General features: G+C 37.0%; 13 protein-coding genes. 3 read left to right on the top strand and 10 right to left on the bottom strand.

Annotated features, from left to right (window positions below):
- Window positions 1-21 precede the first annotated feature (21 nt).
- A complete protein-coding gene (locus tag BG04_RS15095; RefSeq protein ID WP_013081767.1) occupies window positions 22-873 on the top strand; it encodes a ClpXP adapter SpxH family protein in 852 nt (283 codons plus the stop codon).
- 479 nt (window positions 874-1,352) lie between these two features.
- On the opposite strand, the gene pepF is transcribed toward BG04_RS15095, so the two are convergent.
- The 4 genes from pepF to mecA all read right to left on the bottom strand — a co-directional run bounded on the left by pepF (window position 1,353) and on the right by mecA (window position 7,047).
- The gene (pepF, locus tag BG04_RS15085; protein ID WP_013081766.1) at window positions 1,353-3,170 is read right to left on the bottom strand and encodes an oligoendopeptidase F; all 1,818 of its coding nucleotides are present in this window, start codon (window positions 3,168-3,170) and stop codon (window positions 1,353-1,355) included.
- A 163-nt stretch (window positions 3,171-3,333) separates the two neighbouring features.
- Window positions 3,334-4,515 (bottom strand): competence protein CoiA, encoded by a 1,182-nt coding sequence (locus BG04_RS15080; RefSeq protein ID WP_034654371.1) that lies wholly within the window; start codon window positions 4,513-4,515, stop codon window positions 3,334-3,336.
- 119 nt (window positions 4,516-4,634) lie between these two features.
- A complete protein-coding gene (gene cls / locus BG04_RS15075) occupies window positions 4,635-6,152 on the bottom strand; it encodes a cardiolipin synthase (RefSeq protein WP_034654373.1) in 1,518 nt (505 codons plus the stop codon).
- 214 nt (window positions 6,153-6,366) lie between these two features.
- Entirely contained in the window at window positions 6,367-7,047 is a 681-nt protein-coding gene (gene mecA / locus BG04_RS15070; protein WP_013055427.1) for an adaptor protein MecA, read from the bottom strand.
- Between the two features lie 360 nt (window positions 7,048-7,407).
- Between mecA and BG04_RS15065 the strand changes: the two genes are divergently transcribed.
- Window positions 7,408-8,076, top strand: coding sequence for a TerC family protein (locus tag BG04_RS15065; RefSeq protein WP_034654374.1), 669 nt, complete (start codon window positions 7,408-7,410; stop codon window positions 8,074-8,076).
- A 93-nt stretch (window positions 8,077-8,169) separates the two neighbouring features.
- Here BG04_RS15065 and madM read toward each other — a convergent pair whose 3' ends face one another.
- The 6 genes from madM to BG04_RS15035 all read right to left on the bottom strand — a co-directional run bounded on the left by madM (window position 8,170) and on the right by BG04_RS15035 (window position 14,652).
- Window positions 8,170-8,931, bottom strand: a complete 762-nt coding sequence (gene madM, locus BG04_RS15060) for a malonate transporter subunit MadM (protein WP_013081762.1) — start codon at window positions 8,929-8,931, stop codon at window positions 8,170-8,172.
- Entirely contained in the window at window positions 8,928-9,341 is a 414-nt protein-coding gene (gene madL, locus BG04_RS15055) for a malonate transporter subunit MadL (protein WP_013055424.1), read from the bottom strand. The genes madM and madL overlap by 4 nt, the downstream gene beginning before the upstream one ends.
- Before the next feature lie 195 nt (window positions 9,342-9,536).
- On the bottom strand, window positions 9,537-10,433 hold the full coding sequence (locus BG04_RS15050) for a LysR family transcriptional regulator (protein ID WP_034654376.1): 897 nt from the start codon (window positions 10,431-10,433) through the stop codon (window positions 9,537-9,539).
- A gap of 201 nt (window positions 10,434-10,634) precedes the next feature.
- Complete coding sequence (gene spxA, locus BG04_RS15045; RefSeq protein ID WP_013055422.1) at window positions 10,635-11,033, bottom strand: transcriptional regulator SpxA; 399 nt, start codon at window positions 11,031-11,033, stop codon at window positions 10,635-10,637.
- A 418-nt stretch (window positions 11,034-11,451) separates the two neighbouring features.
- Window positions 11,452-12,855, bottom strand: a complete 1,404-nt coding sequence (locus BG04_RS15040) for an amino acid permease (RefSeq protein ID WP_013081760.1) — start codon at window positions 12,853-12,855, stop codon at window positions 11,452-11,454.
- 432 nt (window positions 12,856-13,287) lie between these two features.
- Window positions 13,288-14,652 (bottom strand): amino acid permease, encoded by a 1,365-nt coding sequence (locus BG04_RS15035; RefSeq protein WP_034654378.1) that lies wholly within the window; start codon window positions 14,650-14,652, stop codon window positions 13,288-13,290.
- Window positions 14,653-15,102: 450 nt separating this feature from the next.
- Between BG04_RS15035 and BG04_RS15030 the strand changes: the two genes are divergently transcribed.
- Window positions 15,103-15,678, top strand: coding sequence for a GNAT family N-acetyltransferase (locus BG04_RS15030; protein WP_013055419.1), 576 nt, complete (start codon window positions 15,103-15,105; stop codon window positions 15,676-15,678).
- Window positions 15,679-15,757 lie beyond the last annotated feature (79 nt).

The following is a 15,757-nucleotide window of genomic DNA, read 5'->3' as shown; positions in this document are numbered from 1 at the left end:
CTAAATAGCCAATTCCCATCCTTGCATCAGCTTTGTCAAGGTTCAAATAAAAAACCGCTTGAAATCTATGTATTTGTTGACCCTCTTTGCCCGGAATGCTGGGCACTCGAGCCTATTCTAAAGAAGTTACAAATAGAATATGGTCAGCTGTTATCCCTCAAGCATGTGCTTGGCGGAAACTTACAGCAATTAAATATTGGAGCACAGCAGAAATTTGAACATATTGCAAAATCGTGGGAGAAAACTGGAAGCCGCTCCGGTATGTCATGTGACGGCAATCTGTGGCTTGAAAACCCAATCGATACTCCTTACGCTGCATCAATTGCGATTAAAGCGGCCGGTCTGCAAGGAAAGAAACAGGGCATTCGCTTTTTGAGAAGACTTCAAGAAGTAGTATTTTTAGAAAAACAAAATGTTACAGAAGAATCTGTCTTAATACAATGTGCAAAACATGTGGGGCTAGATGTTGATGAATTTGTAAAAGATTTGCATTCAGATTATGCTGCGAAGGCCTTTCAATGTGATTTAAAAATCACGTCGGAAATGGATGTCGATGAGATTCCAACTCTTGTGTTCTTCAACGAAAAAGTTGAAGAAGAAGGCATTAAGATATCAGGATACTATTCGTACGAAACATATGTACACATCATTAAAGAGATGTTAGAAATTGACCCAGATCCAGCTTGTCTTCCGCCTCTTCGTTCATTTTTAAGCTATTTTCAATTTGTTGCTTCAAAAGAAGTTGCAGTTGTGTATGGTTTATCATTAGAAGAGGCTGAAAAGGAATTGAAAAAACTTCAGCTTCAGCAAGTGGTTGAGAGAGTTCCTGTCAAATACGGCACCTTTTGGAGAAGTACTGAAAAGAGCTGCTAAGCATCAACTAAACAAAAAAGACTTGGCTTTCGCCAAGTCTTTTCGTTTGTCTTAAGACAACAAGGGGATGGGAGAAATTTTTCACGGTCAAACAAAGGGGTATATGTTTGTTTTGTGATAAACTTCACGATTAATACTATAGCAAATTATGTCGACTTTTGGCAACCCCTTTTTTCAATTTTATTCACTTTTTTATAAAAAAACTTCATAAACAGCCAGATTCACTCATATAGTACAACCAATTATGCTTTTAATAGAGGTGTTAACTATGAAAATTGCTGGAATTACTCTAGGGGTTGTTATTCTTTTGGTTTCTTTTTTATTCTATATTTTATCTCTTATGCAACTTGTCCCTCTCATTATCGCAGGCCCTCTCTTATTTTTAGCTATCCTTATTATTTTTACATTGCTTAACAATCACAACAAGTTTCGAGGATTTAAAAAATGAAGCAGGATACAGCTCCTGCTTCATTTTAATTTTATTGATTTAATAAACGTTCCATTTCCGTTAATTTCTCTTCAAATACGGCTAGCGCTTCTTCAATAGGCTGAGATGTTGTCATGTCTACTCCTGCTTTTTTCAACACTTCAATTGGATAATCAGAGCTTCCTGACTTTAAGAAACCTACATAGCGCTCAACAGCTGCATTTCCTTCTTCAAGGATTTGCTTGCTTAATGCTGCTGCTGCACTGAACCCTGTAGCATATTGATAAACGTAGTAATTGTAGTAGAAATGCGGAATACGAGCCCATTCTAATCCAATCTCTTCATCAATCACTAAGTTGTCTCCAAAATACTTTTTATTTAAGTCATAATATAATTTTGTTAATAATTCAGGTGTAAGCGGCTCTCCGTTTTGAGCACGCACGTGCACATCGTGCTCAAATTCAGCAAACATTGTTTGACGGAATACCGTACCGCGGAATCCTTCTAGATAATGGTTAAGCAAGTACAAGCGCTGCTTTTCATCATCAATCGTTTTTAGTAAATAATCGTTTAGAAGCGCTTCATTACACGTTGAAGCTACTTCTGCCACAAAGATTGAATAATCTCCGTAAGGATATGGCTGCGTTTTTCTTGTGTAATAACTGTGTACAGAATGGCCAAATTCATGGGCTAGTGTAAACAAGTTATTTACATTATCCTGCCAGTTCATTAAGATATAAGGATTGGTGCCATACGTTCCTGAAGAATAAGCACCGCTTCGCTTGCCTTTGTTCTCATGAACGTCTACCCAACGGTTTTCAAATCCTTCTTTTAACACGTTAAGGTAGTCTTCACCTAGTGGTTTCAGGCCTTTTAAAATATAATCTTTTGCTTCTTCATAGGTTACTTCCATTTTTACGTCTTTTACTAAAGGCGTATAGAGATCATACATATGAAGCTCTTCAATTCCCAATACTTTCTTACGTAAATCAATATATCGATGCAATAAATGCAAATTATCGTTCACTGTTTTAACTAAGTTATCGTATACTTCTTCTGGGATGTTATTTGTGCTAAGAGCTGAGTGACGAGCTGAATTATAGTGACGAACGCGGGCGCTAAAATTATCTTTCTTCACCGTGCCGCTTAACGTACTTGCAAACGTATTTTTAAATTTACCGTACGTTTCGTACACCGCTTTAAACGCTTCTTCTCGTACGCGGCGATCGCTGCTCTCTAGGAAACGAATATAGCGCCCGTGCGTAATTTCTACTTCTTCTCCATTTTCATCTTTAATGGAGGGGAATTCTAAATCTGCGTTGTTTAGCATTCCAAACGTGTTGCTTGAAGATCCTAGCACTTCAGAAGCCTGAGCAAGAAGCGCTTCTTCGCTTTCTGATAAAATGTGCGGACGCTCGCGAGTAATTTCATCTAATGCATGAGCATATAACTTTAGCTCTTTATGTTCCGCCATGTATTGTTTAATTTTTGATTCTTCAATAGACAAAATTTCTGGTGTTACATACGATAGTGCACTTGCAATTTGGGTATAAAGTGTTTTGATTCGATCATTTAACCCTTGATAAAAAGAGTTAGTGGTATCTTGATCGTAGCGCATATGAGCATATGTATAAAGTTTACTAACGCGCATTGTGAGCTCGTCTTGCTCTTGAAGAGCGTCGTATAAAGTTTGAGCGGACTCTCCAAGTTTCCCTTTGAATTTTTCCATTTGCGGAATAAGAGCTTTTACTTCTTCAAATTCTTTTTCCCATGCGTCATCTGAAGCAAAAATATCCTCTAGTTTCCACGTATCTTCTACTTTTATCTCGCTTCTACTTGGTAACTTTTTTACTTTTGATTGTTCACTCATGGTCATCCCTCCATCTTTTTCTACCTGTCTATAACTGTTCGCTTTTTCTAAGGCGAATCCTTTTTATTTCTCTCGTTATTGTATGTTGTTTTAAAAGAATTAATCAAAAGTCAGTACGCTTTTGAAAAAAGGATTCTTTCTTAAGCGTACTGATTTTCCGTGATTATGTCACTTCTTTTGCTTGATTTAACCACCTTTTCATCATTTGTCCATCTTCTAAAAAAGCATCAGATGTTTGCTTTGGAATCGTGTAGGGCCTTCTGATTTTGTATACCCCAGAAGTTATATACGTTAGCATTCCTAGCCGGCATAATACCTCTATATACTCAAACAGGGGCTGTTCCACAGCGACAGGGGCCATTGGCAAAGACCGAAATACAATATGCCGCTTATGAATTCTGTAGAGCCATAGCCGGCCTAACTCTTTTTCTGTAACTAAATCCCCTACTTGCTTCTGCTGCATTAAATCGAGAAGCAGCCACGTCTGCCATATAATAGCAGACGTTTCAACCATGTATAAAGAAGGCAGCGGCATGCCTGCTTCTGCTGGAATATGGGAGGGAGGAATATTATTTTCATAAAGAGCGTGTAAAAAAGGCTGAAGCTTCTGATTAGGATAGAGGATATAATGCGTTCTCCATGCCTTCTTTTTCTTTATCCACGAAGAGAAAAATTGAGGTTGTGTATGTGTAGAAAAAAGATCATGAAAGGTATGCTCGTGAGGAGAGAGCACGACAAGCTGTGCATAACAAATCTGAGATGAAAAAGGAATAAGATGTTCAAGTTTCAACAGTTGATTAGTAGAAGGTGAAAAATAAAGAAGTGTGGGCGTATAATCGGAAAGAGTAAGAAACTGCCACTCTTGAAAAGAAAGTTGATACATATAAGTGGATAAGCGCTTCATTCTTTTTGCCCCCATAATCCAAAGGGGCATATAATTTCCTTTCTCATAATGAATAGAACGTTTAGTTAGCGCTGAGGAAGATAAGGTAGCACATTGAAATTCGATTGCATATTTTTGCGAGGGCGTATCTACAAGAAGATCTGGACGCTGCATAATGTCAGGAAGATAACTTTCTAACTCGACTTCAAGATGAGAACTAAACCAGTGAAACAGCTTTCGTTTTCCGTCGAGATGATAATCTGTTTCACCTTCATGCTGAGCGACGCACGTTTTTTTCAGGTGCGCAAAATGAGGAATTTTTTTTGTACCTACCTTTAACTGTACAGGGGATTGACAAGAGGGACAGTAGAACTGCTTTTCTTTTTTCCACAGCTTAAGCTGTTCAAGCGAAAAGCGCTGAGCTAGTGAAATGAGGCCTTCTTCTGTTTGGGCAACTAACAATCGTACATTTCTCCTTCCTATAATAGCGAGCTATATTCTTGTATTCGACACCTTTCTACTAAACCCTTTTCTTTCAGAAAAAAACCACATTGCACCGTACGCAATGTGGTTTACAGCGATTATAATAGCGGTGAAAGCAAACGGGCTGTTGATTCAAATAGCCGCTGTATAAATGGCCGCTTTTCAAAGTCTTTAAAGTGAAGCTCACTCGTTTCTTCTAAATCTTGCATATATTCATATACGAGCTTTTGAGTACTAGCTGTGCGATATAAAAAAGCATTTACTTCAAAATTCAAATGAAAGCTTCTCATGTCCATGTTAGCCGTTCCAATAGAGGCAATTTCTCTATCAACAATCACAATCTTGCTGTGCATAAATCCTTTTTTATACTCGTAAATTTTCACACCTGCTTCTAGCAGCTCTGGAAAATAAGAGCGTGATGCATGAAAAACAATTTTTTTATCAGGCTTCTGAGGTACAAGAAGCCTTACATCTATACCGCTTAGAGCAGCTACTTTGAGAGAAGTAAAAATATCTTCATCAGGTATGAAGTAAGGAGAGGCAATCCAAATGGACTCTTTCGCAGACGTAATCATCGAAAAAAATAAGTGTTTGATAATTTCCCACTCACGGTCTGGTCCGCCGGCAATCATTTGAACACCGCCGCACTTTTCCATATCAATGTCAATTAAATCCGGCGATAGATACGTTTGAGTAAGCATCGTCTGACCTGTCATATAATACCAGTCTTGCAAGAAAATAAGCTGCAATGAACGGACTGCCTCACCCTTCACCATCAAATGGGTATCTCTCCAAAAGCCAAAATGCCGACTTTTCCCAAGATATTCATCACCAATGTTCAAACCTCCTACAAATCCAATTGTTCCATCAATGACTACAATTTTACGATGATTACGGAAGTTGATTTTATTATTGAGAAATGGAAATCTGACCGGCAAGAATGGAATCATTTCTACGCCCGCGTTTCTTAACTCGTGAATATAATGCGGTGAAAGCTGAAAACTGCCCACGGCATCGTACAAGAAACGTACATAAACTCCTTCTTGTACCTTCTGAATTAAAATATCTTTAATTTGTTCTCCTAAGTGATCATGTCGTACGATGTAATACTCTAAGTGGATATGATGCCTTGCATGCTTTAATGATTCCATAATTTCGTGAAACGTCTCTTTTCCATTCGTCAATGCGCGCGTATCTGATGAAAAAGAAATTGGACTCTTGCCAAGCCTGACGGCTAGCTTCAGCATTTGCTTTCTACTGGTGCCCAACTGTTCAAAGTGATTTTCTAATATACCGGAATCTCTTTCCATCTTTAAAAGCACCTGTTCATCCAGCTTTGCTTTTTTAGCAAATAAACGCCGTTTTCGCGTATTGCGTCCAAATAACAAATAAAAAAAGAACCCTATTACCGGGAAACCGCCTAATACTACGAGCCACGTTAGCGTTTGAGTTGGATGACGGTTTTCTAATGAAATAACAAGACCGATGAAAACAACACTAATCGTAATTAAGATACTTAGCACGCCAATAAATTTACCGTCCCAATACCCTTTTGTAAAATAAAGCAAAGCAATAATACCAATAACAAAAATTAAAAGCTGTAATCTATTTTTCAACTTGTTTTCACCTATCCTAAAACCAATCTTTCATCATTAATAACAGGTCTCTATACCGTTATTATCCTCAAACTTGTTATTTTAACACTACACTTTCCCGTGTAGGAACCAGCCGCCTGCTTTTTCCACCTAAATTGTTCGATATGAGCGGAGAGCTTTTCCCAAAATGAAGACAAAACAAAGACCGATTTCATATACATGAAATCGGCTGCTATTATCGTAAAGGAAAATACTGCTTTACTTGTTCAAGTGCATTTTCACTGATTAATTCTTTTCCATATTCCATTAAACGATGAACTGTTACATTTGATTCATTTGCATATTCTAAAATGATACTTAAAATGTTATCAATTTCAGCTACAAAGTCTTCATCATCTGTAAACTCAACGTATAAATAATATTTTCCTTCAAACACGTACATGCTGTTGATGATATCATCTAACTCTAAATGGTGACTTAAGGAAATTAAATGTTCTAAGTCTTGAAAGCGTGCGACGAACTGTAGCCCTTCGTCTTCTATAATTTCTTCTTCAAAATCAGCTTTTTTATTTTGATTCGCTTGATGATCAAGCAACGCTTCAATTTTTCCATCTACAGGGATATCGATTTTATCATTTTCACCAACAGGTACTTCGAACTTTTGACCGTCTTTTGAAACTTGTGCTCTTGTTACAATAACCTCTAGCCCCTTCTCAAGCGCATGTACTTGAATCCAAAGAGGACCTTCTGCTACAAACTCTTCTTCTTGATGAATTTCGTCCATCATCTCCCAGAATAGCTCTTCACTGCGCTCTCGGCTAAACCAAATTTCATTGCGATCAAATCCACGTTCTTCAATATCTACGTAAGTGACAAAGAATTTTACTGTGTTTTCATTAATGCGTTCGATTTCCATTATCATCTCTCCCTTCGGAAAAATCAGTGAAGGTAATCCGGCCATTTCGAACATTACCCCTAAACGATGAAGGGACTATTTTACCCCCGTGTTAAAGCAATATTACATGTACTTTCTCACTTTGTAAAGCATTCTAACTTGGGATATACAAGCATACACTATTTGAGTGAACCTTGTATATCTATTTTATGACAAAATGCGAAAGAAAGGAAATGAAAAATACTCTGGCAACTCATAGCCACCTTACACCTTACTTTGTTATATACATAATCTCTTTACCCTATGAACGCTTTTTGTTAAAAATGAACACAGATAAAGCAATATGAGCTACTTATCCTTACATATTGGGAGGGAAGACTATTGGATTTAGAATTAATAACCTCCATTCTTCTTATTATCGGTATCGATATTGTATTAGGTGGAGACAACGCTATTGTTATTGCCTTAGCAAGCCGCAACTTACCTGAATATCAGCGAAACAAAGCTATTTTTTTAGGGACTGGCTTAGCTGTGATCGTTCGCATTGTACTTACTATTTTAGCTGTTTATTTACTAACTATTCCTTACTTGCAGCTCATCGGCGGTTTTTTATTAGTGATCATTGCCTTTAAGCTTCTTGTATCAGAAGGTGATGATGCATCTTCAATCCGTGCAGGCGTGACATTAGGCGCCGCTGTAAGAACGATTGTATTTGCTGATATTGTAATGGGACTAGATAATGTAATAGCTGTAGCAGGCGCAGCTCATGGAAATATTATCTTGGTTGTTATCGGATTACTCGTATCCGTCCCCATTATTGTTTGGGGAAGCAAGCTCATTTTGTATTTGATGGAACGATTTCCCCTGCTCGTTTATGGGGGAGCAGCTATTTTAGCTTATACTGCTGGAAATATGATTGGACATGAAAAGAACTTACATTCATTCTTTGCAGCCCATACATCTCTAGGAACATTTATTCCGTATATAACAATTGCTGTTGTGCTGATAAGCGGCATGGTTGTTAATAGCTTTCGTTCAATTAAACGATAAAGAAAAGGCCATACTAAACATTTTTATTTAGTATGGCCTTTTCTTTAGTTTAATGAGCACAGCAGTCTTTTATTCATAAAACACTTTGTACACTTAAAAAATAATCTCTGTGAGTAAAAAAAGAATAGATGGTACGAGCAAGCAACCAAGACCTGTATAAAATGTAGCTGTCATGGCTCCGTAAGGTACAAGTTTTACATCTGTCGCGGCTAAACCAGCTGCTACACCGCTCGTCGTCCCCATAACTCCTCCATAGATCATTGCTGTACGAGGGTTGTTTAATTTGATTTTCTTAGCAAATATCGGTGTCAAAATCATAACTGAAATGGATTTAATTAATCCTACAGCTATACTTAACGCGATAATATCAGAAGAGGCTCCAATCGCAGTTCCAGAAACCGGCCCCACAATATAGGTTACGGCTCCTCCTCCGATTGTGGTCAAAGCAACGGGATCTCTATATCCAAAACAAAGAGCAATAATTACACCTATTACAAAGGAATAGAAAACCCCAAAAAACAAGGCCGTAATCCCGCTGATTCCCGTTTTTTTGACTTCGCTAAAACTGGCGCCGAACGCAGTAGCAATAATGGCAAAGTCTCGCAGCATCCCTCCGCCCATTAAACCAATTCCTGAAAATAACTGTATATCAGAAATTCCTTTCTCTCCTCCTGTATTCACTCCACCGATATAAGCAAGGATTAACCCAAACATAATAGCAATAGCAGATCCATGAACTCTTCCTTTTGTTAATTTATCTGATAAAAAATAAGCAATATACATGACAATCCCAATAATAGCAAATGCCGTAATCAGCCCGTTATTTTCTAATCCTTCTTTAATCATATTCATCATTTTATCTGCTCCTTAGGTAAAATAGAAAGCTCTATTTCTTGTTCTTTCACCTTCGCTTTCTCTCCTATTCTGCTGATAAATGGTATGGATAAAAAGCCTACTACGACTACTACTACCCCTGCAAGAAGCGCCATGCCTCCTCCATCAAGAGCAGCTACAACATTTTGCTGTGCAGACATTGCTACCACGATAGGAATATAAATACCTCCCCAAAAAGCAATGCCTTCTTCGGATTTTACTTGGAGCTTATTTTTCTTCTTTAAATAATCCACCGCTAGTACAAGAAGAAGCATGGATACCCCTACTCCTCCAACGTTGGCTTCTACTCCCATCAGCCCTCCTAATGCGTCCCCAACAATTACCCCTATCAACATGCAAATAGACAGCAGCGCTACACCGAAGATTATCATATTACTTCCTCCCCACCTCATTATTGAAAGCGTTTACTTTATGATTTAAAAATAGTGTAAAGGAAAAAAGTTGAATAACCTATGCATTTTTAGTTATATACTTATATCAAAAATGACATAATACAGTTTTTCTCTACTGTTCACTTTAGATTTATTCGAAAAAGAAATAAAAATCATGACATTTAGTCATGATTCTTATATGTATTCATGAGACATACCGGAGCGTAGATGTTTAAAATAATCAATCACAAACTGCCTGAAGATTTGTTGTAAATCCGTCACATAGCCTCCATTGTTCCAAGCTAGAAAGATAGTACGTTCAAATGTTTCCTCTTCAATTTTCAGCAGTTTTACATCTTTTCCTGTAGAACCTCCCCAAGTTACTTCAGGAATAAAACCTATTCCTTGCTTCGCTCTAATCAAACCTCTTACTGTTGCTGGATCATCGCTTTCAAACGTAATTTGAGGTACAAAATTCTGTTCCTTACAAATTACATCCGTTATTTTCCTTAGCTCTTTCCCTTTCTTCAGCACAATGAATTTCTCATTTTTAAGTTCATTTAACTTTACACATGATTGCTTGGCTAAAGGATGATCAAGAGGCACTGCAAGCAAAATCGATTCACGAAGTAAAGGAGTATGTTCGATCTGACGGGTTGTTAATGGAAAAGCTGAAATGCATAAATCAAAATCAGGCTGTGAATTGCTATTAGTCAAATGCTGCATCAGTCGAAAACGCACCTGAGGATATTGTTCACGAAACCTGCTTAATAGCTCTGGAAGCAAATGTGAACTAGCTAATACAACAAGGCGAATTTCTTCACAAGGATCGTTCGACATATCCTTTAGCTCGTGCTTTGCATGTTCCAATGTTTTTAAAGCAAGTTCTACTTTGGCATAGAATGCTTTACCGTATCGATTTAATTTAATGTATTTACCGTTTCGATCAAACAAACGAATGCCTAGCTCTTTTTCTAACTGTGAAATCGTTTTGCTGAGCGCAGGCTGAGATACGTATAGCTCTTCGGCCGCTTTACTTATATGTTCTAGTCTAGCAACTACTTGGAAATATTTTAGCTGTAAAAGCTCCAATCCGTTCACCACCACTTTTATATGTTTAGATACTCTCTTTCTTTATTAATTACATATATACTTCATTTTCCCTGCTATTTCGACAAAAAATAAGCAGCAGAGGCCATCTGGCTCCCTGCTGCTTATTTTTTATATACCAACTTCAAGCAAACGTTACTTGGTTGGTTTCTTATTTAAATCTTAAACAGACAAATATAAAAATTAACCATTCACAAGTCTTTGAGCTTCGCGAAGTTGGAAAGTACGCACTTTACGTGGTAAGAAACGACGGATCTCGTCTTCATTGTAACCAACTTGTAGACGTTTTTCATCAATGATAATCGGACGGCGCAACAAGCCAGGATTTTGCTGAATTAATTCATACAAATCTTGCAAAGGCATAGCGTCTACCTGAACGTCTAGTTTTTGGAAAGTTTTCGAACGTGTTGAAATGATTTCATCTGTTCCATCTTCTGTCATACGTAAAATTTCTTTAATCTCGTCGATTGATAACGGCTCTGAAAAGATATTACGCTCTGTATATCCAATATCATTTTCCTCTAACCAAGCTTTCGCTTTACGACAAGATGTACAACTTGGTGATGTATATAATGTAACCATTTACTCCTTCACTCCTTCTATCATAATCGGTCATAACATTTAAAACATGAACTGTAAATCATGTTGTTTTATACAAACTTCAACGAGTGTAAATATTTAATGACTGATAATGAAAATCGATACTACTTTATAATTACTTTTAAAAAATAATATCTATTTGCATTATACTATAAACTTCATCGGAATGATATACTTTTTGAAGTGAACTAGTACATTAGTTCGTTCCTTCACTGTCATCATTTTCATTGCCGATTTTCTTCATTATTTATTTACCACACTACTATTACGAATAAACCTGTAGATTAGTTTCATTTTTTTTATTATTTTTTTCTTTTACAAATTCTTCAAATTTTTCAGTCACTAAAAAAGCCTTGCAGAAGAACTGACATTCTGCAAAGCTTTTGAAATAACCTCTTATTTATTTAATAGCTGATGTGCTTTTTCCTCGTCTCATTAAGATAGGATACAGTAACAGCCCGATTACAAATAAGCCAATACCTAAGAAAAATGTTTTTAAATCAGCTGTCCCTGTCTTAATCACCCAAAGTGAATAAATAAGTGCTAACGAGGCAATGATTCCGTCTTTTACTCGCGATCCTTTAATCGTGTCGTACGTCTCACCCGTCACAATAAGCTTTAATTGATAAACTGTCGTCACGAAATAAGGAACTAAATAAGCGAGAGTAGCTACAACAATGGCGAAATTATAGGCTTGCGAAACTGTACCTGAAATAGTCGCAAACAAAAACAACTGTGTTAAGCCATTTGTTAATGTTAGTGAGCGGGCTGGACTATTGTTCTGATTTGTTTTAGCAAACCACTGTGGAAACAACCCTGATTTCGCTGCTTGATAAGGAACTTCTGCACTAACAACAATCCATCCAACAGTAGAACCTAATAAAGAAATAAGTGCTAAAATGGCCATTACGTAAGCACCTTTATGTCCAATCACCATTTCTAACGTATCTACCAAAGGTTTTTGAGACTGCTGAAGCTGAGCTGTTGAAAGAATCCCCATAGCTAGAAGCGTAATCCCCACATAGATAACCATTGAGATCAATAATCCAAGCAGCGTTGCTTTCTTCACTACTTTTTGTGATTTTGCACGGTTAGATAACAGTACAGCCGATTCAATTCCGATAAAGGCCCACAGCGTAGCAATGGCTGCCCCATTGACCTGACTTCCCAATCCTACATTTATACCTTTTGAATTAACAAATTCTGTACTGACCAGGTTGGATGCGCTAAATAGCGATAGCGCCACAACAATAAATAAACCGAATCCAATAATTTTAGCTGCCGTTGTGATAAAGTTAATATTACCGGCACTATTAATATCTCGCTGCAAAATAGCTTGAATTCCCCATAGGACAATAGAACATACTAAAAACGTAATGAATTTTCCAGCTTCTAATTGAAAATTTCCGACTGAAAATAAAATATCCTTACTCTCCATTACTGGAAAGAACGTTGTTAAATATCCCGCAAACGATATGATGACAGATGCTGTTGCAGCCCAGTTAGCTGCCCAATAGCCCCAAGCCATGCTATACCCTGCTACTTTACCTGCTTTAGGCGATGAAAAAAGATTCGCCGCATAACTTTGAGGCCCTCCTTTTAATTCGGGCTTTCTCATGACTAAATTCCCGAATACAAGAGCAATCATGAACACGCCAAGACCTGTTGCAATCCAAGCAAGTGTTGAACCGACTGGACTTGATACGTTTGCTAAATTAGAAGGAAGCATAAATACTCCGCCGCCTACCATATTACCAACTACAAAGGCTGTTAAAAACCAAAGTCCCCATTTTTTATCTTTCATTTGCTGTGTCTCCTTTTGCTTTCTAAAAGCTTAAACTTTTGAGATAGAAAGCTCGATGCTAATCTATTAACACGTAAAAATTATTTGTTTCTTTATTCATCTCTTCATTTGTTTAACAATATAATATATTAGCACACTAAAGCAAAAAGTTAAATAATAAATCCTTCATTTTCTTTTGGAAAAAAATGCGGCTGGGACACAACTACATCAATCTAAAGATGAATAAATGGGATATATGAGTTCGTATGGATCCCGCTTGTTACACCGCTGTGGAGAGTCTTCCCCTTGCCCTCCAGTTCAATAGCTAGAAGCCCTACATACAGTAAACCTATGTTCACCATAAAAAAATCCGAACGAGTTGAATTCTTGATTAAGAATTCAACTCGTTCGGATCTTTCTTCAACGAAACTACTTTTGTCCGAGCTTTATTTTTTATCTTTTATGAAAACCTTTTGAATAGTAGACAACAACCAATAAAACAAACCATACCGGACCTACAATAAGGGCTATTCTTGTATCAGAGGAAAAACCCATCACCACTACTACTCCCGCTAAGAAAGCAAGAGAGAGATATGACGTATACGGGAAAAATGGAAGCTTATATTTTAAATTACTTACTTGCTGATCGTTTAATCCCTTGCGGAAGCGAATTTGAGAAAGTAAAATAATTCCCCATGTCCAAATTGCTCCAATAGTGGCAATACTCGTCACCCAGGTGAACACCTTATCAGGAACAACATAGTTTAAGCCAACTCCGATTAGCAGTACAACAGCTGAAGCAATAACTGCTGCACCAGGCACGCCGCCTTTTGTTAAGTTAGCATAGCGTTTTGGAGCTTCCCCGTGCTGAGCTAAATTAAATAACATACGGCCTGTACTAAAAATTCCACTGTTACAAGAAGATAAAGCCGCTGTTAACACTACAAAGTTTATAATCCCTGCTGCAGCGGGAATTCCAGCTTTATCAAAAGTTAAAACAAATGGACTTCCTTGCGTTCCAATCTCTGGCCAAGGATAAATAGACATAATAACAAACAAAGCTCCGATGTAAAAAATCAAAATTCTCCACAGTACATTATCAATTGCTTTTGTTAGTGTTTTTTCCGGATTTTTCACCTCTCCTGCTGTTACCCCAATCATTTCAATACCAAGGTAAGCAAACATAACCATTTGAAGTGATAAAAGAACGCCTTTCATGCCATTCGGGAAAAAGCCCCCGTGACTCCATAAATTACTGATTCCTGTTGCAATACCGCCATTTCCAATTCCAAAGATAATCATGCCTAGGCCCAACACAATCATAAGGATAATCGTTACTACTTTAATAAGAGAAAACCAAAACTCTAGTTCGCCATATGCTTTTACAGCTAAAAAGTTAACCCCTGTCATGATAACGAGTGCTGCAAGTGCCCATATCCACTGAGGTACACCTGGGAACCAAAACTCCATATATACTCCAACAGCTGTAATTTCAGCCATACATGTAATAATCCACATAAACCAGTAGTTCCAGCCTGTTAAATAACCAGCAAGTGGCCCTAAATAATCGTTAGCATACTTACTAAAAGAACCGGCTACTGGATTTTGTACTGCCATTTCACCTAGCGCTCTCATAATAAAAAACATAATAAGACCACTGATTCCATACATGATAAGAATACCAGGACCCGCTAACCGAATAGCGGATGCAGAACCTAAAAACAGTCCAACTCCGATAGCTGCACCTAAAGACATTAAGCTAATATGTCTTTCCTCAAGTCCACGGCTTAATTCTTTTTCTTGCGTGTTCCCTTGCATAATTCTCTCTCCTAACATATCCATTTCATTTAATAGCGATAGCGGCTACGTGTATAGTATTAACTTATTTTTCAGCCAAATAATTCTAGGCAGTGTATGTACTAAAAATCTGATATTGCAAGTTTCACACCTATACTTTTACCGCTCTCACATCTATAAAATACAATATTAAAAAAACTTCACTTTGTTCATTTTATCAAAAATCACAAAAAATGCGATAGTTTTTTGTGATTTTCACAAATAAACTTACGGGTGAAATATAATAAAAACCATTTTTTACATTATATGTTCTTATTCTGCTATAGTTATCTAAATATTAAGAATAATCGATCGATTATTCTTAATATTTTCAATTATAGATGCTTACTTTTCCCTAAAAAGGGTAAAGATAAGATAACTGTTTAAACACTATTATGAACATCATCATGAAAAGATCAGTAGGAGGGTGCTATGAATTGGTATGAAAAACTAAGTCAATATTTTCCCATTGAAGAAATGAAATCAAAGAAGCATATCGAAACGCTTTTACAAGAACGCAGCGATATTTATCATAAAAACGAAGGACCTCATCACGTATTAATGTACGTGGAAACAGACCAATTTATCTTTATTGATTACCTCTTTGTTTCAAAAGATGCTCGAGGTCAAGGGCTTGGAGGTAAATTAATTGATGAGTTAAAACAGCATAACAAACCAATTATCTTAGAAGTAGAGCCTGTAGACTATAAAGATTCAGACTCAGCAAAACGACTGCATTTTTATAAACGTGCAGACTTTAAGCATGCTCAAACAATTGGCTATAACCGCCGGTCATTAGCTACAAATGAAATTAACCAGATGGAAATTCTATATTGGTCTCCTACCTCTGAAACAGAGGAAAGCATTTTAAATAAAATGAAAAAAACGTACGAGTTAATTCATACGTACAAAGACAAAGAAATATATGGTGCGTCTTATCAGCCGGCAGATCAAGTATTAAAAATTGACAAAAATCGTAAAGACGGCGATATCTTAGCAGATTTATAAAAAGAAGGTAGACGCATGTCTACCTTCTTTTTATAAATCTTGAATTATTATTCAATACAAAACATTATTAATCACTTAT

This window comes from Priestia megaterium NBRC 15308 = ATCC 14581, from assembly GCF_000832985.1.
Classification (GTDB): Bacteria; Bacillota; Bacilli; order Bacillales; family Bacillaceae_H; genus Priestia; species Priestia megaterium.
Note: the sequence above shows the minus strand (reverse complement) of the source record. Positions and strands in the feature narration are given on the sequence as shown.